We start from the raw sequence: 24,129 nt of genomic DNA, 5'->3' as shown, positions 1-24,129 counted from the left end.
TTTCGATTTATTTGAGTGTACTTAATTTAAGTAGGCTAGATAGACGATTCTTTGGATGGTGGAGGATAGGTCGATGAAGTGTCCCTTTTGTCACTTTGAGGGACTGAAAGTGACGGACTCTCGCGATGCAGCTGAAATGAATGCGATTCGGAGAAGGCGTGAATGTTTGAATTGTTTTAAGCGTTTTACGACGTTTGAAACCATTGAATTGACCGTGCAAGTTAAGAAGCGGGATGGAACGTACGAAGATTTTCAGCAGCAGAAGTTACTCAATGGATTAGCAGCGGCTTGTCGGCATACGAAGATCAGTCATGATCAGGTGATTGTTTTAGCGGCGCATATTACTAATGAGTTAATGCAAGCGCAGGTTCAAGAGATCAGCACGACACGCTTAGGAGAGATGGTCATGAAACACCTGCAAGCCCTAGATCCGATTGCGTATATCCGTTTTGCATGTGTGTATAAGAGATTCAAAGATTTAGGGGAATTAGAAGAGGCCATCAAAACAATTCAGTGGAAAGATGAAGACAAATCCTTGCTCGATTTAAAGGGTTTGTTATAGGCTTCGTTGTTTTAGAGCCTGTCGTCACATTTTGACAGGCCCCAAATATTAGCTAATTGATAAGCCGCAACTGAAGAGGAGGCGCAACATGGCACTAAAAAAGGCGGAAATTGCAAAGTTTAAAAAGCGATTAGAGGAAATGCGCTTGCAGTTGACTCATTCGTTAAAGGGATCGACAGCAGAAGTCAAGACTCCTGACGAGGCGACTGGTTATTCTCAGCATCAGGCAGATCAGGGAACGGACGATTTCGATCGCACGATTAGTTTAGAGGTGACGAGCAAGGAATATGGCATTTTAAGACAGATTGACCGTGCTTTAGAGAAAATGGAAGAGAACACTTACGGCATCTGCGATATTACCGGAGAAGACATTCCAATTGCACGCTTAGAAGCCGTTCCCTATGCGACGATGACGGTTAAAGCGCAAGACAAATTTGAAAAAGGCCTGCTCTAGTAATGTGTGAGCATTCTCCTGTCATCATGGCATCTAACCGCAGGAAGCTTGTTTACCAAGCCATTTTGATCGGTATGGCTATTTTGCTAGCCGACCAATTATCAAAATTTTTGGTTTATCGGTTTATTCCATTAATGGATTCTGTTGCGTATTGGTATCCGTACGGTGGTATTGGCATCTTTAAAAATGTGGGAGGGATTGAATTTTCAATCAATCACATGACCAATAAAGGGGCAGCATGGGGAATGTTTGGCAATTATCAGCTCCCCCTTGTGATTTTGCGGATGGGATTAATTGCTGGGCTGTGCGTGTATCTTTTTTGTTTTAACCGCGATTCTAGCTGGCAAATCCCCTTGATTTTGATCATCGCTGGGGCTGTCGGCAATGTTGCTGATTTTTTCTTGTATGGCCATGTCGTTGACATGCTTCATTTTGTTTTTTGGGGATATGATTTCCCTATTTTTAATGTGGCAGACAGTGCAATTTCAATAGGAATTGGACTTTTGTTTGTCATTTCCTGGTTTAAAGATTAAAGTCTCCTTATGTCTGTTCATCCTCCTCTCTCAGTCCGTTTTAAAGCAGCCCCTCCACTTCAAGCCTCTAAGTGGCTGAAGTGCCCGGTTTTACTCGATATTGATGAGATGGAGGATTTATTTCGGGCATTGGGAGATTTTTGGATTTTCTCTGTCAGCGGCGTTTTACCTTCCGCAGAAGGGGAAATGACGCAGGCAGCCTTTCTGACTGAGTATGGACGTTATATCGAGGCTCTGAAACGCGGCGAGTTTCCAGACGAACAGCGGGCGAGACCCTACTTTTCAACAGTGTTCACAACAAGTACCGATGCATTGTACGAAGTCGTTTTACCGAATCAGCAGAAACTAATCCGAGTAGAGCGTCCAGTGATTCAATTGCAGTCTCACCGTTTCGATTATTCTCCAGTGGATGGGAAATTTCGCTCCATGGTTCTTGGACAAAATAGTATTCAATGGGGAATTCAATTTTCTTATCCTCAGCTTTTTCAAGATGCTGCTTGCCAAGTTAAGCAGGTGCGTGAAAGCGAAGAATTCCCCAATACGGTCCTATTCAAGCGCATGCAAAAATGGGTGCGCGATCATACGACGGCCACTCCATTCTTAGTCGAAAACAACCGCGTCAACGTCCCTATTCGGCTCGGGAAGACTTGCTTTGGTTGGATAAACCAACATCCTCAACTGCAAGCCAAAGGGCTTGTTGTTCTCCATCACAAATAAGGCGATTAAGCTTTCCCTAAATGTATTAGTTGCTTATCCAAAAACCGTGCTAGCAAGGCGGCTAAATGGTAATTAACCACCCTACTAAACGAACTCTCCTTTCCCTCTATGGATTGCTGCATAATTGACTAGCTGTCATTGCAAGTAATGTCATAAAATTAAACAACAGTGGAGTCGAGAATCGGTACTTTTTTTAATAGTTCTGAGGTTGGAATTTCAATGTGCCAGCCGTGAAAGGGATCGCGAATTGAGGCTAAATCATCATTGATTCTATCGATGACGATTTCGTGCTCACCAAGCTCTTCTGATATTGAACAGGCCACCGAGCCATGTTTTTCAATCAACTGTCTCAATTGAAAGACGCCAGAGGGAAATGGAATAGCTTGGCTCTAAAGCGTTGGCTGCTTGGGATTGCCGTACCCCAATTTTCAAATGGTATTCAGTTGGGTTTGTCCTTCTGTCGATTTTAAAAAATTATTAATTGCTCTCATGTTCGAAGGAGCGACTTCCCTTAATTGCAGTGTTTTATATAAAGTTGTTATTTGCTTGAATTGTAATTATAATTTATATTTTCTTAATAATGTTTGTTTATATTTTTGTTTTTATTTAAACAACATAGGTGTTAAGTTGAGCTTTTCTATTCAAAATATAACATCAAGCCCGAGCTTCCAGACAGTATCTCAGTCTAGCCCGGCCGGCACTTTTGCAAATGGCAAGTCTGTTTGCGTTCTACCGACTAATCGTGCGGCAAGTGGAATGCCTGCGAGCGCAATCGGAACACTTGCAAAAGGCATAATGGCCTTGGCTGTGTTGGCTATTGCGGCGACGGTTGCCATAGTTGGGGCGGGTGTATTTGCGGCATTTGGATTGGCAGCGGCTTTTAATGTATCGCCCGTTGTGACAGGATTGAGTTTGGCTACAGGCGCACTTCCAGTCGTGGGCCTATGTTATTATTTAATCAAAAACAAGTTGTGAGTTGAATCATGATGCAGGTTATTCTTTCACCTTTTATTCACAGCTATCATGTTTTTTCCGCTGCTTGCAACTCGCTTCGAGAACGAATAAACCTGCTTTTTCAAAGGCAGGATTTTGTTCTATTGAATGGCTTTGAGCTATTGCCTGTTGATCGATTTCAGCCTCCAGGAAGCATCCCCAATGGGGGTAATACGTGCTATATGGCATTAGTCCTGCAAGATTTAGCCGCCTCTGATGCTTATAATGAAATGTTTAATCGACCACTGAATAGACAGGCAGGCGAGTCTCTCAGCCACTTTCAACAAAGAAAGCTGCTGCAAAACGCTTTCTGCCAATCGCTTCAGAAGCTGCGTCAAGGAGTGAATTTAAGCCTTGGGGAAGTTCGGGAGTTGAAGGATAGGTTAGGAGCTTTGGGATGGAACCAGACATCCCGTTTTGCAAAAATTTTAGAGCGTGTTTTTCCTTTGCTTTTTTCTGCTCCTCCTTGCGACTCGCTTGAATTTTACCATTTTTTGCGGCTCTTGCTGGAAGAAGAGGACTTTACGATCGGTTCAGAGACTTGTGGCGGCTTTTATCAAATGTGGCCTGATCCCGAGACGGCGCCCCCGATTGGTCATCTGCGTCTAACGTTGGATAATTTGCCTCTAAGAGAGGTGCAAGACATCACCCTGCTCGTAGCGCGCGATGAGGCCTTGCGAGAATCACTGGAGCAAAATAAAGCGCTTCCAACCCTTTGGAAAGTTGACATCTTACGCACGACTGTTGGAAACAATGGAGGCGTCAACTATGAGCAACATCCTGTCGATTTGAAAGAAAGTCTTGAATTGGGCGAGGATAGGGCTCCGTTACGCTTAATGCAGATTCAATGCAATCGAGAATCATTTGCAGGAATGCGTCATAGCTATCTTTATCGCCGCATCGAAACTACTCTTGGTACAGATAAATGGCTAAAATGTGACGACGATTGCATCACAGAGGTGCCGTTTGATGAGATCAAAAGGCGGGAAGCCTCCTATTGTTGGGGACTGGTCTTTGAAGCCTGATGAGCCTGTTTAAATCTTGAGATTAGTTCACGCTTGCGTAAATGTCAGAAGCTCGCCCCGGTTGCGGGCGAGCCCGGAAAGAAGAATGGAAGTGGCTCAACTATTCCCAGTAAGGGGGATAGGTGAGCGCTCCATCGGCGTTGTTTACTTGGAGCACTTCAACATGTGGAATCTGAAGGGCTTTCATATAGCCGAGAACCAATAAGGGATTAGAGACAGCGACTTCTGCTAAAGCCCCGCCAGGCAATTGTTCATCGGTTTTACCTGCCATGGCCCGCACAGCCTTTTCAAGCTCACCTTCCTGTACATCTTTTTTGTTCTCTACTACAGGTCTGATTCCGTAGTTAAATAAGCTTCCAACAGCCAATACTTTAGTTGTAGGAGCTAGGATTTTCTCTTTGATATAAGGATCCGTTTGCAAGGCGAGCGATCCCGCATATTGCAAGGCCTGATCCATATCGGCTAAGCTCATGGGATTAGGTGTTTGGACAACATTTAAATCCTTTTGTTGGATTTGCTGAATGATCGCATTTTTAAAGGGAATAGAAGCTGTTTTGCCTTTTTCCACTAAATATGTACCCGCTTCTGTCAGGGTAGTCAGCTGCATACTGCCTCCACCAATGTCCCAAACGACTGTTTCTTCAGGTTGTGCTGAAGACAAGGCTAGGGCACCCCTAAAGGCTAAGACACCCTCATCATCTTGATTAATAATGCGAACCTGTACGCCTGTTTGCTTTTCGATTTCATTGGCAAATTCCTGAGCATTGGTCGCTTGCCTAAAAGCGGCTGTTGCGACGGCAATCACTTTTTTGGATTGATAGCTGTCAGCTACTTCTTTAAGAGCGCGAATGGCTCGAATGCCTTGATCCATCACCTCTTTATCGAACGTGTTATTCCCGGATTGCTCAAGATGCTTTTGATAGGGAACGGGAATCGATTGTTCAAAGATTTGAGAGATGATCTTGTTTGTTTGTGGATCGACTCTTGCAACCTTTAAGTTGGTCGCACCCGATCCAATATCTAGCGCGGCACGCACCTCACCCCTCGATTCCACTGCATGCTTAGGTATCCAGAACCACGCTAACAAGGCGACTAATAAAACAACGATTAACCACCATAATAAACGGCTCATGACCTCTCCTTTCCATCTATGGATTGTCGCATCCATCGACTAGCTGAAGATATCATTGCAAGTTTAGTGCCAGGTTTTAGGCCCGCTCATTTGTTTCACTGTGAGAGAAATCGCCATTTACGTATCTTCTCTAAAAGTTTGCAAAGCGAACATTTTTTTGGTGTGTGAAAACAGGCTTAACTGGTTGTGTATCATCTGTTCAATCGTAAAAAATTTCTCGAGAATTTTTTCTTGTGTTTTTGCGAGAAGCCGATTTAAATTTTTGAAGATTCTCGTTTTGATTTTCTCATCTAAACGAGAGTTAATGATTGTACTCAAATATGTTTGCCTGTCGAATGTAAAACTTGATTTAAGGTTCTTAAACTCGAAGAGCCGATGCCGAATTGTGCAAGGATTTGCATGAAAAGGGATAGGTATTTAATCGCCAACGACCGATCACCGTTTGCATCGGTCGCAACTGATAAGCAGGCTTTTTTATCAATTTACGCTAATTGTATCTTAATCTATTTAATTATTAAAAAATTTTGAAGGTTGTATGTCTGATACATTGGTAAAAAATATTCAAAGCGCATTCATTGAAAAGGGATGGACCTTAAGTTTAGCCGAATCTTGTACGGGCGGTGCTTTGGCGGCTCGCCTGACGTCCATGCCAGGATGTTCGAATTATTTTTTGGGGTCGATCGTCGCCTATTCGAATGAGGTGAAAGTGAAGCTTCTTGGCATCGATGAGTCGATCTTGAATGAATATGGCGCCATTAGCGAACCTATTGCCAGTCAAATGGCGCAAGAGGTATTGCGGCTGACTGGTAGTGATTATAGCTTAGCCGTTTCCGGAATCGCTGGGCCGGGAGGTGGAACTGCAAGCAAGCCTATTGGAACAATCTGTGCTGCCTTAGCTAGACGGCAAGAGCTTCCTTTGGTGTGGACTTTTCAATTAGAGGGCTCAAGGGAGGCGATCATTGCTCAAGCGGCAGAGGCTCTTTTAAATCGTCTATGGCTTTCGATTAGAAACTACAAATAGCAAAGGAAAGTCGTAAAGAGAGGCGGAATATCTGCCGCAGAATGAAGATTTTTAATTGTTTAGCATCGATCCGAGCTCCTCGCACTTCGGCATGGTTTTATTGATTAAAAACTTTAAAAAATATATGTAAGGTGATGGGCCGTAGGGACGATCATTCGGTTTGTCAAAATAATTAAGTTTTTTTGATTGGTATCTAAAAATTTAAGAATCATTGCCTTGCTACTTAATAAATTATGATTAGGGATAAGCCATGATGCCTTTGTATAAAGGCCATTTTGCAGGCTATTAATCTATACAACTCCGGTTGTCAACCACTGAGGAGATATGAAGACGCAATTTGTCACAAGTCTGGTTATGGTAGAAGATGGCTTTGAGGCTGGCAAAGAAGTAGCTCAATTAGCTGTCGATAAAATTCAACTGCCCCGATCTCCTCAGTTAGTCATCTTATTTTGTTCGGACAAATATGAATATGCAGCCGTTTTGAGAGGGGTCAAGCAAGTTGTAGGGGAGAGCGTTCCAATCATTGGCTGTTCATCTGCCGGTCAATTTTCGGATGAAGGGGTCTATAAGAGGGGGCTTTCGTGTGCGATGATAGCTTCTGATGACTATCGATTTTTTACGGGTGTTGGAGTAAACATCAAGAGCGATCCTTTAAAAACCGTTGAACACGCGGTTAAAGCCTTTCCTAAAGAAGTTGAAGGCTACCCTTATCAGGCTGCAATCTTATTTATCGACGGACTGGCTGGAAAGGGGGAGGAGACCGTGTTGGCGGCATCGAGCGTGCTCGGCCCTGACGTGAAATTTGCAGGAGCGGCAGCAGCGGACAATCTGAATTTTCGCGAGACAGTCGTCTTTGGCAATGGCCATGTGCTGACGAATGCGATGAGCGCCTGTCTGCTTGCTTCTCGTTTACCCGTAATTATTTCTTGCAAACACGGGCATAAGCCCATTTCTCAGCCCTTGACAGTGACTAAGTCAAAAGATAATGTGATTTATGAATTCGATCATCAACCAGCTCTGGAGGTTTGGAAGAATCATGTCCGTAAACACTTAAGTGGAAGAGGAGTCAATGTTGATAAGCTTAATTCTAAAGAGCTTTCCAACTATTTGCTCGAATACGAAGTGGGGTTGATGACAGGGCCGGATTCTGATTACAAGATTCGCTTCCCGGCCTCGTGCAATCCAGATGGCTCACTCAATTTTACTTGTTCCATGATGGAAGGATCTGTCGTCAAAATCATGGATAGCAGTCAGCAAGACCAGATTGATTCGGCAAGACAAGCAGCTGAAATGGCTTTACATGCTTCTAAGGGTGTTAAATTGGCTGGAGCGGTTATTTTTGATTGCGCTTGCCGAGCGATGATTTTACAAGAACAATTTTCTCAAGCAGTCAAGGCTAAACAGAAAGTGCTGGGGAATTTGCCTTTTATTGGCGGGGAAACCTACGGCGAAATTGCCATGGATGCGGGGCAGTATAGCGGCTTCCATAATACAACTACTGTAATTATGCTTTTTCCGGAATGAACGATCAATAAGAAGGCAGCTTCATGAAAGAAGAAGTAAAAATTCCATTAAAAGAATTCATTGATTGCTTTAAAGAGAGCATGGGGGTAGAAGGTGCCCAGCAGCTCCTTAAGCAAACTCTTCAAAAAGCCAATATTGCGCCTAAAAGTGAATTTACCAAAGAAGAGGCCCTAAAAATTTGCCGTGAATTAAAGCAATATTCGGGCTTTGTTGGTATCATTGGAGGGATTCTCAATTCGAGAATTTTGATTCGCTAAATACGCCGTTTGGCATTCATTCTAAAAAAATCAGTGAATCGCCTCGGTTAAAGGGTTTAATCTCAAGAACCAAAGCTTTGAGTTTGTAGCTTTTCTCGGCTCTATGCTATGATTTTTGTCATTTGAAATAAGAGCTTTTATGACTAATTCCAAATCTTATGCATTAATCGATAGTGGCGATGGGCGCAAACTCGAGCGTTTCGGCCCATACGTTCTATCTCGTCCCTGTTCCCAAGCTGTTTGGAGGCCTCAGTTGCCGGCTGCGAAGTGGAATCAAGCAGATGCAAGTTTTTCAAGGGAGCAGGAAAATAATTGGGCCAATCTTCAGTCCCTTCCCGAAATATGGCAGATCGAAGTCGCCAACCTCATTTTTAAAATCTCGCCAACCGATTTCGGGCATTTGGGGATTTTTCCCGAGCAAAAAACGTTTTGGGAATGGATTCAAGCCATTATAAAGCCGCACGCTAAATCAAAGCCGCGCGTCTTAAATTTATTTGCGTATTCTGGCGGATCGACTCTGGCTGCCGCTAAAGCCGGCGCTGCCGTTTGCCATTTGGATGCTTCTAAGGGGATGGTTGCGTGGGCGCGGGAAAATGCTGCTTTGAATGGTTTAGAAGAAGCTCCTGTGCGTTGGATTGTCGAAGATGTGAAAAAGTTTTTGGCCCGCGAACGCAAGCGTGGATCGCGCTATGAAGGGATTATTTTAGATCCCCCAAGCTTTGGACGGGGATCAAAAGGTGAATTGTTTAAAATTGAAGACGAGATTGTCAATCTCTTACAAGATTGCCGCGATTTACTAAGCGATAATCCTCTCTTTGTTCTCTTTTCTTGCCACACACCGGGTTTCTCGCCTTTAGTGATGCAACACCTTTTGAGTCAGGCTATGCAAGGAATTGAGGGCACAATTGATGTAGGTGAAATGGTTTTAGCGGGCCAGGGTGCGTTAGAGGTGCCGAGCGGAACGTATGCGAGATGGACAGGTAAGAGGTAGAAGATGTTGGAACTAACGAGTGTACAGAATCCTAAAATCAAACAAGTTTTGCATCTGCGCGACCGCCATGAAAGAGATCAAACAGGCCATTTTTTGATCGAAGGCTACCGCGAACTGCTGCGCGCCGCCGATGGGGGCTGGAAAGTTGAGATGCTATTCGTTTGCCCAGAACTTTTTCTTGGAACCAATGAACCTGCCCTTATTCAGCGTTTGGTGTCACGTGGAACACAGCTTTTACACTGCACTGAAAAGGTTTTTAAAAAAATTTCCTACCGGGACCGTCCGGATGGCTTGTTAGCAGTGGCTCCTCAGCGGAGATTGAGCTTAGGTGACCTGTCTAAAGCAGTTAAAAATCCTGCAGCTCCTCTCTATGTCGTGGCAGAGGCTATTGAGAAACCAGGTAATTTAGGAACGATCTTGCGCTCATCCGATGCTGTTGGTGTGGATGGATTGATTGTCTGCGATCGCTGCACAGATATTTACAATCCTAACGTCGTTCGTGCAAGTGTTGGTACCCTGTTTACGGTCCCAACTGTTGAATCAAAAGGGGAAGAAACATTGGAGTGGCTACGCGAGCAGGGAATCGATATCTTGGCCGCTACCCCGCATGCTGAAAAAGAATTTACGCAGGTGGATTTGACTCGTCCTGTCGCGATTGCGGTGGGCACAGAGCAGCTCGGACTGTCTGAGCGTTGGATGAAGCAAGCCACCATGCAAGTGCGCATTCCCATGATGGGTGTCGCCGATTCTTTAAACGTAGCCATGGCAACGACGTTGCTTCTTTATGAAGTACTGCGCCAAAGGCAGCAAGGTTAGCCAGGTTGGCGGTTATGACTTCACCTTTTTCTATCGTTTTTGAAGACAATCATCTGTTTGTACTCAACAAGCCAGCCGGGTTGCTGACGCAGCCAAGCGGCACAGAGCAGGATAGCCTCGAACAGCAGGCTAAGGCGTGGCTGAAAGAAGCCTATCAAAAACCTGGCAATGTGTTTTTGGAAGCCGTTCATCGTTTAGACAAGCCAGTAAGTGGTTTGGTCGTTTTTGGGAAAACGAGCAAGGCTTTGTCCCGTCTAAATACTGCCATACGAGCCAAACAGACCAAGAAGTTTTATTATGCATGGGTGGATCGTCCACCCCCATCTCTTGCGGGAATGCTTGAAAATTTCCTCATTCATGACGATTTTCATGCGCAAGTTGTCTCCTCTTCTCATCCCAAAGGCAAGCTAGCCCGCTTGAGCTACCGCCTTGTTGAATCGAGGGGTGCAGGAGCGTTGCTCGAAATCGATTTGGAAACGGGGCGGTATCATCAAATTCGGGTCCAGCTGGCTACTATCGGCTGCCCCATTCGAGGCGATCATCGTTATGGCAGCCAACAGGCCTTTGAGCCCCATGCCATTGCCCTGCACCACGGATGTCTGCAAATTCCTCATCCGATCACGCAAGAGCTTTGCACATTTGAAGCTCTTTTACCCTCTTCTTTTGTCTTTCCTTAGCACAAGCTAGGGATAAAACGTGTAGAGTTTAAAGCTGCAAGGAGCTTATCATTCCCTCTGCATTTCTCAGCTTCCGTCTCTGTGTTAACTCTTTGCTTTTAAACATTTAATTGTTATTTGCTTAGGAAAGTCCGCTTTTTACCTAGCACTCCTGGCATTTTTCCAAGACATCGCGGGTGAAGTTTTGTTCAGCCCGCAGATCGTTATCAGCCTTAGCTTGCAGGAGTGATCGTATCGGGAGAGGAGGACTGTGAAGAGAATCCCGTTTCGCCTAATTCAGGGATAGGGGGAATCGAGCGCATCACCTGCTCTAAAACGGTAAATTCTTCAATGACCCTTTCGATTTCACTTAAGATGACAGGCGTATCGGGATGCTTAGACATTTTTTCTGTCTGAAAAAGCGCTTTGAGATCGACGAAAGGCTGTACGAGAACTTTAATGCTTGTGCTTTTGTCTTTTTTAAATGTTGCCTTGGCGATCGCATCTAGGCCATTGATGATCGCTTGAAAAGGTTCCTGCAATTCTGAATAAGTGATATCGATCTCTGTCAAAATGGTGCGGGCAATTTCTTGCAGAGTGCTGGTTGTTAAGACGGTAACTTCACTAAAGTGGTGCTGCAAAGCTTTCAGTCCGAATTTTGTCAGGAAATGGGTAGGGAAAGGCACCATGGAGAGATCGTATTTCGCGCTAGCGATGATGATTTTTCCAAGGACCATGATCATTTGGCGGCAAACCGTTTCTAGGCGCGATTGGAGGGCTCGGTCGTTAATGAGCTCAAGCCTTTGCAGTAAATAAAAGATGGTATAGCTTGCTTCGTCGCGACCTGTTGCCTTTTCTGTTTCTTTGTCGATATTGATGCGGCTGATGCTCTTGGATGAGGCGAAAAAGGTACGGATGATGGGAGGGAAGGCTTGCAAAGTTTGGGTGCTGAGAGCGATTTTACTTTTATCGATGGCTCTTAAACTCATCTCAGATAGATTATCGATAGAGCCCCACAAGGCTTCATCCTTTTCATTTTGCACGGCTTTTTTGGCAGCGTGCGAGAATAAATTAACCAAGTAAAGCGGATTTAAAAAGCGGAGCATACTTTTCCACACTTCTTTTAAGGCATCCAAGCTGATACCGAAGGCGAAAATCCAGGCAGGTACAAGCCAATGCTTGAAGGCAAACTGGTCGGCATACAGCAATGCGGCTGCGACGTAGGAAAGAAGAGGAAACAGAAATAGCCATGAACGGCCTAGTTGCAGCCAACGGTCTTTGCGAAAAAGCTCCATGAGATTGGGGACTAGATTTTGTTCTAATCTTTCCAATGGAAGGAGAGTGAGGGTGCTAGTGAGGGCGGCCGCCAATAAAACAACGGTTCCTCCCGTGATCATGGCAATGGCGGATTCGGTGACGGGTAGAGAGATAAAATAAAATTTTGTCAAAAAGGCTAAGAGAAATGCGAGAAGCGAAATCAACATGGCTTGTCCTTTCATTTAAAGCTATCAGGATTTGACTGAACATTAGAGGAGAGCGATTTTATTCGCAAAGGCAAACGACTATTCTATTCGTGAATGAAAGAGAACGTTTTTTTAACGAGTACTGACTTTTTTGTGAAAATTTTTTAGAAATAATTGAATTTAACTTTCGAAATCTTTCAGTTTGGGGTCTTCTGCTATAAGCTTATAAACAGGCTAAGCTTGCATTACAGCCTGGTAAAAGAAAATTCTATGTTCTTGTCTCGAATATATCCACATAACGATCTCTTCGAAGAACCCATTTTAACAGTATTTCATATAGCCTTAGATTTATCATCATTTTAAATTCTTTTAAGTCTTGAGAATCTTGTTGTGGAGCCACAGTTGGACTAGAAAAAAGTTTATTCCAGCCATAAGATAAATAAGAGATTAAACCCATGCTATTTCACTTAAAAAACAATTTAAAATTTAATTTTTATTGCATATTTTGGACTATTTTTCATATAAGTTAAGAAAAAAATAATGGCTTTTGATTAAAAATTTGAATAGGTTTGAGTAGAACTATGACATTGTAGTGCCGAATAAATAAGCGAAATTTGGTGATCAATGTATCAATCATGGCAATGTTTACAATTAGGCATAGGACAAGGCGCACTTTCCTTGCATAGCTGCACTTTCCTTGCATAGCTACTGACAATGGTCTATAAACTGCCATGGAGAGAAGTCAAAGATCAAAGAATTGAGGAACGTTTGTACACAACATTTATCTCTTTACACTAAGAAGAAAGTTGTTTTTCTTTTAATTTTTAATTTTTGACTTTCATTTTATAAATATTGGAAATTTTGAAAATTTAACAAAAAATAATTTAACAGAGTACTTAATGATTATTCATCCTCGCCCCATTCAGCCCCCTCCGTACAATGAAATGTATGCGAAAAGCGCAAAAGCTTTGAAAAATACTCCATTATGCCCATTTTTGCAGGGAATGGATAATCAAGAAGAGCAACTTCAACAAACGGTTAACCGATCTTTTTTAGAGAAGGTTACATGGCATCCAAACTTTCTTGTTGCACTACAAGGGGCAGTGATAGGAACCCTTGGAGGGGGTATTCTAGTAGGAGCAGTATGTGCAACCTACGCTTTTATTGAAAGGAGTAGAGTAACAGTCGAAATAGGCCATTATGGAGAAAGTCTAAGCTCTAGAAAGAATAGAATAATTAAGAAAATTCAACTCATTTATGCTTATAGAGTAGATTTACAAAATCAAATAGAGTTGAGTTTAAATGATCGGCTGCAGATTATTCGACATCCGGTTGGGCTTATTCAATGCCGCGCAGAGGCTATTCAATACCAGAATAGGATGATTCAACGCCAGGCGGAGATTAGTCAACTAACCCAGGCAGAAACTCATTTTTTGGGAGTTCTTGCTCAATATGAGAGGAATAATTTTTTTGACAACCGACCCCCACAAGAACCAAAGCCGAATGAAATTTTCTGTAACCATTATGTATCCAACGGCATCACTCGGACTCCTAATGGTTTAATAACCGAAGGGGCTCGAATTCATAATAGCTATCATATATGCCTCGACAATAACACAGAGGGTAATGAGCACGGAAATCAAATAAACTAATATAATGAAAAATTCAGTAATGGTTTTAAAGTTAAGGTCAAAGATTCTATTTAATGATCCCTACCAGCTATTTTAGATTTGCAACCGTTGCAAATTTAAAAAGTGTTACGCACGAATAATGCTTGAACGTGTCGATTGAAAGGCTAACACCTCGGCCAAGTCGTGACTTGGCCTGGCGTCTATTCTTTCACTTGCCAAGTTCCGCACTATTCATGCGTAAGGGGACGTAAGTTGTATTTAACGTCTCCAATAGCTACGTTCTACGTAGACTCTTTGTGGGCCAGGATAGTAGACTGGCTGCGGTGCAACATAGTAGGGATAGGGCTGCATGACTGGAACAGGTCCCACGGGTGCAGCATAAACTGGCACGGCCACAGGCGCTGGGACTGGGACGGGAGCCGGTTGATAGACGCGAGGTCTATTATCAAAATTGAAGCTGAAGCCTACCGATGTACGGCATTTCGCGCTCAATTCAGGGCTAAATGCTCCTATGAGCAGCAGTGATAGAGCTATCACAGAATACTTGAATACTTTCATCTTTCACCTCACTTAATTCAAATTAAGCAACTTCATTTTATGCTATCCGCCTAATAATCCTCAATTAGAAAAGATTGATTTTTAGTGGGTTAAATAAGATCGCAGGCGTCGTCAGGCATCCAATGCTTATCCTTGCCCTCCCACTTAACATTGCATCCGATTGGATTGGTCAGAGGTTTTCGAAGGGGTTTATGATGAAAATAATCATCTAAGGCATTGTCTAAATCGTTTACGGTCATTTTTGAGGCATCCTTTGGAGAGTCAATCCCTCTTCCCGTATAAATGAGTCGATGATTACTGTCGAAAACGAAAAAATGGGGTGTGCGCAAGGCGCCATAGTCTTTGGCTGTTTCTTGAGTATCATCCCATAGGTAGATCCAAGGGAAGTGATGCTTTTCCATTCTTTCAATCATTTTAGGAAAAGAATCTTCGGGATAGGTGATTGCGCTATTGGAATTGATACCCACAAAAACAGCGCCATGATCACGGTATTTTTCTGCGGTTTGACGCGTAATCTCATCCGATCCGATCACATAAGGACAGTGATTACACGTAAAAAAAATGACGAGTGCCTTGGCATGGGCAAAATGACTTAATGAATAATACTTTCCATCCGTCCCTTTTAAGCGAAAGTTAGGAGGGGTAGAACCTAAAGGCAGTGTATAGGTTTTTTTATCTGTCATGGGACTCCTTATTATGGCAAGCATAAATCAACTTATAGAATTTTGTTAACATTTCATTGTGCCTTTTTTGACACTTGAATCTATAGATCCGTATGCTATGGCCTCAAAATTTAATAATCAATCGTCTAAAAATTTTCCATTTTCGATTAAATGCCGAAGCAGTTTATGCAGCAAGGGGAGGGGTAGATGAATACTCATATTGGAAAATAAAAATTTAAATGATTTAAAAACAGTTTTTTCGATCATTTGTGGAGAGGTAAAAAAAAATAGGATTAAATGGAAATAGACTTCTTGCTTAATTAACGACATGTGGATAACAATAGATTTCATTATTTAGGATTAATTTCATCTAAGTTCAAGTTTGTTTATGAAAAAAAAAATATTACAAGCCATTGATGATTGTATTCAGGCTGTTGAACAACTCAAGCAACCCCGTTGCATAGCATTCATGGAAGAGACTGCTGCTGCTTTAGCCGCTTGTTTTCAAAAGGGTTGCAAAATTATTATAGCTGGAAATGGGGGAAGTTTATGCGATGCTTCTCATTTTGCCGAAGAGCTGACGGGCTATTTTCGAGGGGCTCGGCGAGCGCTTCCGGCCATTGCTCTTTCAGAGCCTGGACACATTACTTGTACAGCTAATGACAAGGGATTTGAATGGGTTTTCGCAAGAGGTATCGAGGCCTATGGAAAACCGGGTGATATCTTTATTGGATTGACCACTAGCGGGAATTCGCCCAATATGATCATGGCTTTTGAGCAAGCTAAACAGCAAGGCTTGCAGACTGTGGCTTTCTTAGGCAAGAGTGGGGGAAAATTGAAAGGAGTTGCCGATCTCGAACTCATCATTGAAGGGTTTAAAACTTCTGACCGCATCCAAGAAGCGCATATGGCAGCCATTCACTTGATTATTGAATTAGTGGAAGCGCATTTGTTTTTAACAGATGCTCAACCAGAAGCCTCTTGTCCGCAAATGGTTGCATTAGATTAGAGTTCATTAAGGGGCTAAAACTTGATTTTTGCCTCTTTGATCTTTCGATGTAAACGGCCATTATCTAAAATCTATTGTGGCGATTATTTTCCGAAACGTTCATGACGGTTGAATTGGCAGCTGAATAGCCCAATGCCAACAGAGTGTTTTTTTATTGCACAAATCTTCTGAAAAACGTGTAGATTGGATTTGTGGCTCTAAGTATTGAACAGATATGATGCGATAGTCAATATGTGCTGCATGCGAGCGCGGTTCAAACAACCGCTGCATCTTCCCATCTATTTTTCAAGCAGCTAAAGAAGGCTTTTCTTTATGTTAGTTAAAAAATTTGAAGTGTATGTGAAAGAAGTCATCAAAGGACAGAAGCGGGGAGGTGTGCCTACCTTGATTAAGTGGATGCTTTTGCCATTAAGCTGGGCTTACCGTTTAATCGTGGTCGTTCGCAATTGGCTATACGATCAAGGATGGATGAGGCGGTACGTGCCGCCCGTTTCTCTGGTCATGAGCGTTGGCAATATTGTAGCGGGAGGAACCGGCAAAACACCAGTTACATTATTGATTGCCAATGCGTTTTACGAGCGCTTTGACTTAGCTATTTTGTCTAGAGGGTATCGCTCTAAAGCCGAAAAGTTAGACAATCCCATCGTCCTTTGCGAAGGGCAGGGCCCCATTTTTCCAGCTTCTTATTGCGGTGATGAACCCTACATCTATGCACAACGCTTTCCTAAAGCCATCGTCGTCGTGGGTGGAAATCGCAAGAAGGCCTCTTTTTTGGCTGCAAAAGCCGGTGCTCAAATCATTCTTTTAGATGATGCGATGCAGCATCGCCGTTTGGCACGAGATTTTGATATTGTTGTCATTGATGGAGGGGATCCATTTGGACAGGGATATTTTCTTCCAAGGGGCTTTCTGCGGGAAGATATTCGTTCACTAAATCGGGCCAATTTACTCATTTTAAATCATATCACTGATTCGGAACAGTTTAAGAATGTAAAAAATCAATTAAAGCACTATACTACTGCACCGATGATTGGAGTGAAAGGCGTTGTCTGCCATAGGCGCGACTTGAAGGGACGCGAAATTGAAAACTTGCAAGGTCAGCGAGTTGGAATGTTTTGTGCCATTGCCCATCCTGAGTACTTTAAGAGGACATTAGAGTCTGAAGGCGTGATCGTTGTTGCAGAGTCCTGCCTGCCTGATCATGATGAGATTAAGGAAAAAGATTTAGAGAACTTTGCCCAGCAGTGTAAACAGTTGGGGGCTCAATGGCTCATTTGTACAGAAAAAGATCGAGTCAAACTGCCTGATCAGTTGGTATTGAGTTTGCCTATTGCCTGGATTCAAATCGAGCTGGCTGTTATTGAGGGAGAGGAAGAGTGGAAAGCCTTTCTAGCGAAGGCCGAAGCCAAAATTTCTTAAAAATCTCGGGAAATTCTCTGATCATCGAATGTAAACATCAAGTTTGATGGGTAATCGGATTTAAAAGGAGCTGACCAGCTGAGTCAACCGCGCGGAGCGACAAGTATGAAACTATGGGTTAAGATTTTTATTGGATTGCTTCTTGGAGCCTTAACGGGCCTCTTGATTGGAGAAAAAGCAGTTTATTTGAAACCTTTAGGGACCATTTTTTTAAATTTAATCAACATGATCATTCCTCTGTTGATTCTCTCTTCTATGACAGTTGGGATCACAAGCATTCACGATCCTCAAAAGCTTGGTCGAGTAGGTGGCAAAACAATTGGTATCTATTTGATCACAACCATTGCCTCTATTTTGACAGGAATTGCATTGGCAAATCTTTTTCAAGTAGGCAGTGGTTTGTATTTACAAGCGAGTGAAACGGCTGTGGCTAAAGCTCCAACTTTTGGCGAAATCATCGTTTCCATTATTCCAAGCAATCCGATCGCTGCGCTTGTGAATGGTAATATTTTGCAAATCATTGTATTTTCTGTCTTTCTAGGCATAGCCATTAACTTTTCGGGTGAAAGAGGCAGGCCTCTACATAACGTTTTGGAGTCCTTATCCGATGTAATGTATCGCCTAACTTCGCTCATCATGGAATTCTCTCCAGTGGGTGTTTTCGGGATCATGGCTTGGGTTACAGGGACTTTTGGTCTGACTCTCTTAATTCCTTTATTTAAATTTTTAGGCGTCTACTATGCAGCATGTCTGCTTCAATTAGTGGTCGTATATGCTTTTATCCTTTTAAAAGGTTTTGGAAGATTGCACCCTTGGCCATTCTTTAAAGGAATGGGCGATGCCATTATGATGGCATTTTCTACGGGCAGCAGTGCAGCCACGCTTCCTGTCGCCATGCATTGTGTACAGGAAAACTTGGGCGTATCTAAAAATATTTCCGGCTTCGTTCTCCCCTTGGGCATTACCATGAATATGAATGGAACGGCCATTTTTCAGGCCATGAGTGCCGTATTTGTGGCTAAGGCATATGGGATCCCTTTAGATCTATCCTCTTATTTCACGCTTTTGATGACGGCAACGATGTCTGCTATCGGCACGGCAGGGGTTCCAGGCGGAGGATTTATCATGCTCTCGGCTGTTTTAACATCCCTTGGACTACCTTTGGAGGGATTGGCTATTTTGGCCGGTATCGATCGCCTGCGAGAAATGGTCACAACAGTCTTAAATATCTTAGGCGATGCTGCTGTCACTGTCTTAATAGCGAAGCAGGAGGGGGAACTAGACGAGCGCAAATACTATCATACTGAATTGGTAGAGTTTGAAGGAGGAGCTTCTTAAAGCCTTAAGCTTAGATTGTTTTACCGGAAAGCGGCTGAACCTTGTGCGCCGGTATTATTTATGTTAATGAGCCGTGAATAAAGTCGAGCGATGTGTATTCACGGCTGAAGATTCGATTACTTGGGTGTGCTTATTCCAAGGGCCGAAAGGGCAATTGCGGTCAATACAAAGGCGAGGATCGGCGTCAGAGCATTTCCAATGTAGACAAAAAGAGGGACGCCCGTGATAGCTCCCACGAGTGGAATGGCGCAACATGAAAAGAGGAGCTGAGCTGCAGTTTCTGGTATAGGGACAAAACTACTGATCGCCAAGAGGGCAACTGTACTAATTAAACCCACATTCAGACACTCTCTTCTCATCTCGCGAATGTTGTCATTATAAACAAGCAATTGCTTAGTAAAAGTTATTCCATCGCGCACGCATTCCATTACAATTCCAGGCCAGGATTGTCTACTTGTTATCTATTTTTTTTACCAATTTAGTCGAAATTAATATTAAGTGGTTTATTATAAAACTTTTTTAGTATTAATCCAATATAAACTTTGTAGTAGAGATGGGCCATTAATGACCCATCTTTTTTATCTATAAATTACATTTCGATCGAAAGGCGAATGGCTTCTGCAAAGATGGGTGCAGAGCTTACGATTTCGAGGTTGGAAGGGACTTGCTCTCTTAGTGGAATCGAATCGGAAACGAGCATTCCGGCAAGTTCTTTGGTATCGGCAATCTTTTTTAAAGCGTCCCCACTGAACACGCCATGGGTGATAACTGCATAGGCTTTTTTGGCTTCATAGCGACCGACGATATTGTCGGAGATGGCACGCAGGATAGTACCGCAGGTATCGGCTATATCATCGACCACAATGGCTGTTTTGCCTTTGAATGCTTCTTTAGCTTTTTCCTCTATGAGCACTTCCCCAGTAGAAAGCTCTACTTCTCTTAAATCCATTGATTGCACATGACCTTTTATCGCATAATCGCGGCTCTTATCAAAATAGGCAAAGGCTGTATTGGCAAATCCAGCTATCTTCATGGCTTCTAAGAAGAGCTTGCTGCGATCAATGGCTCCTTTATCTGGTGCCACAACAATTAATTCGCCTAGCTCAATCCCGTTTTCTTTTTTTTGCTTGAATCGTTTGGCAAATTCTTCCATCGCGAATTTATTAATTCCAATTGTTGTTCCTAAACTGCCAAAAACGGCATCGTTGTGGATGTCCAGTACGGTGATCTTGTTTGCACCAGCACAGGCAAACATCCTTAAAATCGCACTTGCCGCTATGGGTTCCCCTGCTTGAGACACCTTGTCTTGGCGAGCATAGCCTAAGTAGGGAAGATAAAGGTTAATCTCTTTTGCTCCAGCCTGCTTGGCCGCATCGATCGCAAGGAATATCTCCATGGATGTGTCGTTGACAGATTTGGATTCTTTTCGGCAATTTCCTGCAATCAGATAAACTCTTTTATTCTCAAGCCCATGCTTATCTTTCATCTCAATTTGAACATTGGAAGAGGTGTCATTAAATTGGCTATTTTTGATTGGAACCAATTCTTTACCGAGGATATGCGCAGTTTCATGAGCGAGCGTGTCGTTTTCAAATCCCATAATGACATAAGGGTCTAACCTGCTTGCAGATACATTCATTATTTTTCCTTGTTTATAAAATTAACTAATAGTTCTAAGTTTGTTATTATTTAATAATTTAAATTCATTTTTAATTAAAAATTTTAATTGTTTGTTGTCAATCTGTCAATGAAATTATCTGCACTTACTTAGTAAGTTTCTCGGGATTAGCGCTTTTTTTATAAATAAAAGTTGACTATCATGAATAATTTTTGAGTTTGAGATTAGGCCGGAGTAAGGGATGAGCGATTTTAATGCATCTGACATTCAATGGCGCCGTGAGGATTCCATTCAGGTGAGCAATGGCGTTTTGGTGGCGAGTGATCAAAAGTTGGAATGGTTATTGCCGTGGTGGTGGGCTCATTATCGGGCGCACAATGATCTACCGGTAGCTTTTGTGGATTTTGGGATGTCTCCAGCGGCAGTAGAATGGTGCAAGGAAAGAGGGGAGTACACCTCTTTTACTCAGCCATTGGATTTCCTTGTTCTTCCTGAAAACATTCCAAGCGATTTAAAAGATAAGTGGGAGGTGCTTTTTCACAATAAGGAGTTTTGGAGAGTGCGTTCATTGTGTTTGAAAAAGCCTTTGGCCATGCTGCAAAGTCCATTTGTGCGGACGTTGTGGACAGATTTAGATTGTGAAATTAAAGGGTCGATTCAACCTTTATTTGAAACTTGCAATAACAAGATTGGATTTGCCATTGCACCGCAGCCGGAGTTTGCGCTGCAGAACTACATCAAGAAAGGGCTGCTTGAGCCTGGCCAAAAAACTTATAATGCAGGCGTTGTTGTTTATCGTTATCAGTCACCCCTTGTTTTGAAATGGGCCCAAGGTGTTGCAGAGCGCAACCAGTTGTTCCCTGGCGATTCGGATTTATTGGCTGATATTATCCGCTCGGAAAAGATCGTGATTCACGAGCTTTCTCAGCTTTATAACTGGCGTATGGCGCAAGGAGCAAATCCACAGGCAGTCATCGTACATTGGGTTGCCGATTGGGGCAAGCGGCACATCCGTGAGAGTCTTCAAGATCTTCAACTAGAGACTTTTTGAGAGAAGCATAACCAGCTAAGGGCTTTCATGTTCTTAGGGTGAATTTGTTTTATCGTAGGCCCCATTGCCCAAAACCTTGTGCATATCATTAAAGGACTCGGATAGGTTTGGGGCAAGGGGCCAAGAGTGGATGAGGCTTCAGGCTCTATTGTTCGTCCTGAGCCAAGGTATAGCCAGGCTGCCCGTCGAAAGCAAAAAGATAGGCCGTTTGAGTGACGACCAATTCTTTTTGTACGAGCGAGCTTAGTAAATCAACGATCTCTTGAGGAGAGGCTATGCCATCCTTGGTTGGGACGAAGCGGCAGCGCCAGTTATCGACGCAGGCTGTTTCTGGCATCTTATTGGGCCAAACTTTGACTCCGCGGTTACTAACCATTTTTAATTTCAAAGCAGGTGTCGAAGCTTCTTGCAGCTGTTTAGCTAATAGTTCGACATCGCGATCCCAACGAATAAAAATGTCGATGCCTTTCAATTCTTGTTGTGGCTTAGCAGTCGATGAATGGGGAGCGTGATGAATGTGCCTGGCTGTTGTATAGTGGGCAGCAGGCAGAGTGTCTGGTTTCTGTCCTAAGCGTTCAATGACAGCATCCGCGAATTCTTTCGTTCCGACTTTTTGCTTGCTTGTTTTTTCTTTGAAGATGTCGTAAGTATGGATTCCCTCTTCCAGGGTTTTAAGCCAGGCATTGTGAATGAGAGTTGCATGCTCTGACAAGCCCACATGGACGAGCATTTGGACTGCGGCTAAGAGGAGGCCTGAAGGATTGGCTAAATTCTGTCCGGCGCGGCGAGGAGCCGAACCATGAATGGCTTCGAACATGGCACCCGATGTTCCAATGTTAGCAGAACCGGCTAGTCCGACCGATCCTGCAATTTGAGCCGCAACATCTGATAAGATATCTCCATAGAGGTTGGGCATCACGACCACGTCGAAGGCGGCTGGGGTATCAGCCAGTTTGGCTGCTCCGATGTCGACTATCCAGTGTTCTTTTTCGATATTCGGGTACTCGGCTCCAATCTCTTCAAACACCTTGTGGAATAGTCCATCAGTGAGTTTTAAAATATTGTCTTTGGTAAAGCAGGTAACTTTTTTACGCTGGTAGGTTTGAGCGTATTCGAAGGCATAGCGGATAATTTTTTCGCATCCAGGGCGCGTAATGAGCTTAAGAGCCTCGTACACGTCAGGTGTCTGCTGGTATTCAATACCGGTATACAAATCTTCTTCGTTTTCCCTTACGATGACAACATTCATACCTGGATGCTTGGTTTCTACAAAAGGAGAATAGGCGACGCAGGGTCTAACGTTGGCATATAAGCCAAGCGTTGTACGTACCGTGACGTTTAAACTCTTAAATCCGCCTCCTTGCGGGGTCGTAATAGGCGCTTTTAGAAAGGCTTTGGATTGTCGAATGAGATCCCATGTCGCAGGATCTATTCCTGTAGGCTGGCCGCGCAAATAGACCTTTTCTCCAATTTCGACTTTCTGAATTTCAAGAGGAGCTCCTGAGGCTTTTAAAATGCGGAGTGTGGCTTCCATAATTTCTGGTCCAATTCCATCCCCTTCTGCTACAGTAATCGGTATTGTTTGAGTGGCCATAAGAGCTCCTTATAAAATTTTTTTTAGACAATCTACCTTGAGACTAATCTCTTTGTGGTTTAAAATCTAGGGCGTGTCTTCAAATTTATAATACTGAGATTCAAATTGCAGATGTTAAAAGAAATACTAGATAAGCAGCGTGCCTATACCGATCACTACTTTGAATCGCTGGATTTGAAACCGGTTGAACAACTAATCGATCTTCTTTTGAAGGTACCGGGAGCTATTTTTTTTACGGGTGTTGGCAAAAGCGGTTTAGTGGCTAAAAAAATTGCGCTGACAATGGTTTCAACAGGAACGCGCGCCTTATACTTATCTCCTACAGATGCCGTACATGGCGATATAGGAATGGTGACCGCAGATGATATTTTTGTTATGTTAAGCAAAAGCGGTGAAAGTGACGAACTCTTGAATTTGATTCCAGCTATTCGCAATAAAGGGGCGACGCTGATCGGGGTTGTTTGCAATGCTCGCTCACGTTTGGCTGCTGCATGCCATTACAAGATCACTCTTCCTTTTGAGTCCGAACTATGCCCTTTTGATATGGCCCCGACCATGTCTACGACATTTCAGACTCTTTTTGGAGATCTTTTGACGGTAGCGTTAATGCGTCATAAAAATTTCAGCTTGGATCAGTATGCGCTGAATCATCCATCCGGCCGCATCGGCAAACGCATCACTCTAAAAGTCAAAGACATCATGCTGACAGATGAGCGCATCCCCCTGTGTTTTCCGGATGATCGGTTGGCAACAGCATTGGTAGAGCTTTCTAATAAGCGTTGCGGCTGCATTTTGGTTGCCGACCGCAATCAAAAGTTAATGGGTATTTTTACTGACGGTGATTTGCGCCGCACGCTGCAGAAATATGGCGGCAAAATTCTTGATTCCTCCATGGAAGAGATTATGACTCGGCATCCGCGTGCGATCGATCCTGATATGTTAGCTTGGGACGCAATGAAATTGATGGAAGCTGATTATCAAAAAAGAATTACTGTCCTTCCAGTTATTGATGCCGTAGGCCAGGTGATTGGCCTTCTTCACTTGCATGATGTCATTCAAAGTGGCCTTTAGACGCATTGAATGACAGAATCAAGAGCGGGTGTGT

Annotated in this window: 26 protein-coding genes; 18 read left to right on the top strand and 8 right to left on the bottom strand. The window is 43.3% G+C overall.

Annotation, left to right across the window (positions count from 1 at the left end; translation table 11 throughout):
- Positions 1-73 precede the first annotated feature (73 nt).
- The 4 genes from nrdR to PNK_RS10645 all read left to right on the top strand — a co-directional run bounded on the left by nrdR (position 74) and on the right by PNK_RS10645 (position 2,266).
- Positions 74-562: a transcriptional regulator NrdR gene (gene nrdR / locus PNK_RS10660; protein ID WP_032124464.1), complete on the top strand. Its 489-nt coding sequence runs from the start codon at positions 74-76 to the stop codon at positions 560-562.
- Between the two features lie 88 nt (positions 563-650).
- Positions 651-1,016, top strand: a complete 366-nt coding sequence (locus PNK_RS10655) for a TraR/DksA family transcriptional regulator (protein ID WP_032124463.1) — start codon at positions 651-653, stop codon at positions 1,014-1,016.
- Between the two features lie 2 nt (positions 1,017-1,018).
- Positions 1,019-1,549, top strand: coding sequence for a signal peptidase II (lspA, locus tag PNK_RS10650; RefSeq protein ID WP_051981750.1), 531 nt, complete (start codon positions 1,019-1,021; stop codon positions 1,547-1,549).
- Positions 1,550-1,558: 9 nt separating this feature from the next.
- On the top strand, positions 1,559-2,266 hold the full coding sequence (locus PNK_RS10645; RefSeq protein WP_032124462.1) for a hypothetical protein: 708 nt from the start codon (positions 1,559-1,561) through the stop codon (positions 2,264-2,266).
- Positions 2,267-2,424: 158 nt separating this feature from the next.
- Here PNK_RS10645 and PNK_RS10640 read toward each other — a convergent pair whose 3' ends face one another.
- Positions 2,425-2,610, bottom strand: a complete 186-nt coding sequence (locus PNK_RS10640; RefSeq protein ID WP_158021793.1) for a hypothetical protein — start codon at positions 2,608-2,610, stop codon at positions 2,425-2,427.
- 283 nt (positions 2,611-2,893) lie between these two features.
- Here PNK_RS10640 and PNK_RS13520 point away from each other — a divergent pair, with 283 nt between their 5' ends.
- Positions 2,894-3,241, top strand: coding sequence for a hypothetical protein (locus PNK_RS13520; RefSeq protein ID WP_158021792.1), 348 nt, complete (start codon positions 2,894-2,896; stop codon positions 3,239-3,241).
- Between the two features lie 8 nt (positions 3,242-3,249).
- Positions 3,250-4,284, top strand: a complete 1,035-nt coding sequence (locus PNK_RS10630) for a hypothetical protein (protein WP_059061967.1) — start codon at positions 3,250-3,252, stop codon at positions 4,282-4,284.
- 100 nt (positions 4,285-4,384) lie between these two features.
- Here the strand turns inward: PNK_RS10630 and PNK_RS10625 are convergent, their stop codons facing one another.
- Positions 4,385-5,416: a Ppx/GppA phosphatase family protein gene (locus PNK_RS10625; RefSeq protein WP_032124458.1), complete on the bottom strand. Its 1,032-nt coding sequence runs from the start codon at positions 5,414-5,416 to the stop codon at positions 4,385-4,387.
- Positions 5,417-5,951: 535 nt separating this feature from the next.
- On the opposite strand from PNK_RS10625, the gene PNK_RS10615 reads away from it, so the two are divergent.
- The 6 genes from PNK_RS10615 (at position 5,952) to PNK_RS10590 (ending at position 10,702) form a co-directional block, all read left to right on the top strand.
- On the top strand, positions 5,952-6,437 hold the full coding sequence (locus tag PNK_RS10615) for a CinA family protein (RefSeq protein ID WP_051981749.1): 486 nt from the start codon (positions 5,952-5,954) through the stop codon (positions 6,435-6,437).
- 324 nt (positions 6,438-6,761) lie between these two features.
- Complete coding sequence (locus PNK_RS10610; RefSeq protein ID WP_051981748.1) at positions 6,762-7,961, top strand: FIST signal transduction protein; 1,200 nt, start codon at positions 6,762-6,764, stop codon at positions 7,959-7,961.
- A gap of 23 nt (positions 7,962-7,984) precedes the next feature.
- A complete protein-coding gene (locus PNK_RS10605; protein ID WP_032124456.1) occupies positions 7,985-8,218 on the top strand; it encodes a hypothetical protein in 234 nt (77 codons plus the stop codon).
- 139 nt (positions 8,219-8,357) lie between these two features.
- A complete protein-coding gene (locus PNK_RS10600; protein WP_032124455.1) occupies positions 8,358-9,209 on the top strand; it encodes a class I SAM-dependent methyltransferase in 852 nt (283 codons plus the stop codon).
- 3 nt (positions 9,210-9,212) lie between these two features.
- A complete protein-coding gene (locus tag PNK_RS10595) occupies positions 9,213-10,025 on the top strand; it encodes a TrmH family RNA methyltransferase (RefSeq protein WP_032124454.1) in 813 nt (270 codons plus the stop codon).
- A gap of 14 nt (positions 10,026-10,039) precedes the next feature.
- Positions 10,040-10,702, top strand: coding sequence for an RluA family pseudouridine synthase (locus PNK_RS10590; RefSeq protein ID WP_059061965.1), 663 nt, complete (start codon positions 10,040-10,042; stop codon positions 10,700-10,702).
- A 212-nt stretch (positions 10,703-10,914) separates the two neighbouring features.
- On the opposite strand, the gene PNK_RS10585 is transcribed toward PNK_RS10590, so the two are convergent.
- Positions 10,915-12,165 carry a hypothetical protein gene (locus PNK_RS10585; protein WP_059061962.1) on the bottom strand — a complete coding sequence of 417 codons (1,251 nt, stop codon included), beginning with the start codon at positions 12,163-12,165 and terminating at the stop codon, positions 10,915-10,917.
- Between the two features lie 878 nt (positions 12,166-13,043).
- Between PNK_RS10585 and PNK_RS10575 the strand changes: the two genes are divergently transcribed.
- Positions 13,044-13,796, top strand: coding sequence for a hypothetical protein (locus tag PNK_RS10575; RefSeq protein WP_032124450.1), 753 nt, complete (start codon positions 13,044-13,046; stop codon positions 13,794-13,796).
- Positions 13,797-14,033: 237 nt separating this feature from the next.
- On the opposite strand, the gene PNK_RS10570 is transcribed toward PNK_RS10575, so the two are convergent.
- Together PNK_RS10570 and PNK_RS10565 are read right to left on the bottom strand one after the other, a co-directional pair.
- Complete coding sequence (locus PNK_RS10570; RefSeq protein ID WP_032124449.1) at positions 14,034-14,333, bottom strand: hypothetical protein; 300 nt, start codon at positions 14,331-14,333, stop codon at positions 14,034-14,036.
- Positions 14,334-14,422: 89 nt separating this feature from the next.
- Entirely contained in the window at positions 14,423-15,016 is a 594-nt protein-coding gene (locus tag PNK_RS10565; RefSeq protein WP_059061960.1) for a thioredoxin family protein, read from the bottom strand.
- Positions 15,017-15,383: 367 nt separating this feature from the next.
- Between PNK_RS10565 and PNK_RS10555 the strand changes: the two genes are divergently transcribed.
- From PNK_RS10555 to PNK_RS10545, 3 genes are all read left to right on the top strand, one after another.
- Complete coding sequence (locus PNK_RS10555) at positions 15,384-16,004, top strand: D-sedoheptulose-7-phosphate isomerase (RefSeq protein WP_059061955.1); 621 nt, start codon at positions 15,384-15,386, stop codon at positions 16,002-16,004.
- A gap of 312 nt (positions 16,005-16,316) precedes the next feature.
- Complete coding sequence (lpxK, locus tag PNK_RS10550; protein ID WP_032124446.1) at positions 16,317-17,423, top strand: tetraacyldisaccharide 4'-kinase; 1,107 nt, start codon at positions 16,317-16,319, stop codon at positions 17,421-17,423.
- 105 nt (positions 17,424-17,528) lie between these two features.
- A complete protein-coding gene (locus PNK_RS10545; protein ID WP_059061954.1) occupies positions 17,529-18,761 on the top strand; it encodes a dicarboxylate/amino acid:cation symporter in 1,233 nt (410 codons plus the stop codon).
- 116 nt (positions 18,762-18,877) lie between these two features.
- Here PNK_RS10545 and PNK_RS10540 read toward each other — a convergent pair whose 3' ends face one another.
- The gene (locus tag PNK_RS10540; RefSeq protein ID WP_059061953.1) at positions 18,878-19,189 is read right to left on the bottom strand and encodes a hypothetical protein; all 312 of its coding nucleotides are present in this window, start codon (positions 19,187-19,189) and stop codon (positions 18,878-18,880) included.
- 161 nt (positions 19,190-19,350) lie between these two features.
- The gene (locus tag PNK_RS10535; RefSeq protein ID WP_059061952.1) at positions 19,351-20,400 is read right to left on the bottom strand and encodes a ribose-phosphate diphosphokinase; all 1,050 of its coding nucleotides are present in this window, start codon (positions 20,398-20,400) and stop codon (positions 19,351-19,353) included.
- A gap of 220 nt (positions 20,401-20,620) precedes the next feature.
- Between PNK_RS10535 and PNK_RS10530 the strand changes: the two genes are divergently transcribed.
- Positions 20,621-21,430 (top strand): hypothetical protein, encoded by an 810-nt coding sequence (locus tag PNK_RS10530; RefSeq protein ID WP_059061951.1) that lies wholly within the window; start codon positions 20,621-20,623, stop codon positions 21,428-21,430.
- Positions 21,431-21,575: 145 nt separating this feature from the next.
- Here the strand turns inward: PNK_RS10530 and PNK_RS10525 are convergent, their stop codons facing one another.
- Complete coding sequence (locus tag PNK_RS10525; RefSeq protein WP_059061950.1) at positions 21,576-23,024, bottom strand: NADP-dependent isocitrate dehydrogenase; 1,449 nt, start codon at positions 23,022-23,024, stop codon at positions 21,576-21,578.
- A gap of 111 nt (positions 23,025-23,135) precedes the next feature.
- Between PNK_RS10525 and PNK_RS10520 the strand changes: the two genes are divergently transcribed.
- Entirely contained in the window at positions 23,136-24,095 is a 960-nt protein-coding gene (locus PNK_RS10520) for a KpsF/GutQ family sugar-phosphate isomerase (protein WP_032124440.1), read from the top strand.
- Positions 24,096-24,129 lie beyond the last annotated feature (34 nt).

Source organism: Candidatus Protochlamydia naegleriophila, from assembly GCF_001499655.1.
GTDB lineage: Bacteria > Chlamydiota > Chlamydiia > Chlamydiales > Parachlamydiaceae > Protochlamydia > Protochlamydia naegleriophila.
The sequence above is the reverse complement of the archived record's forward strand: the minus strand, read 5'-3'. Positions and strand labels throughout refer to the sequence as shown.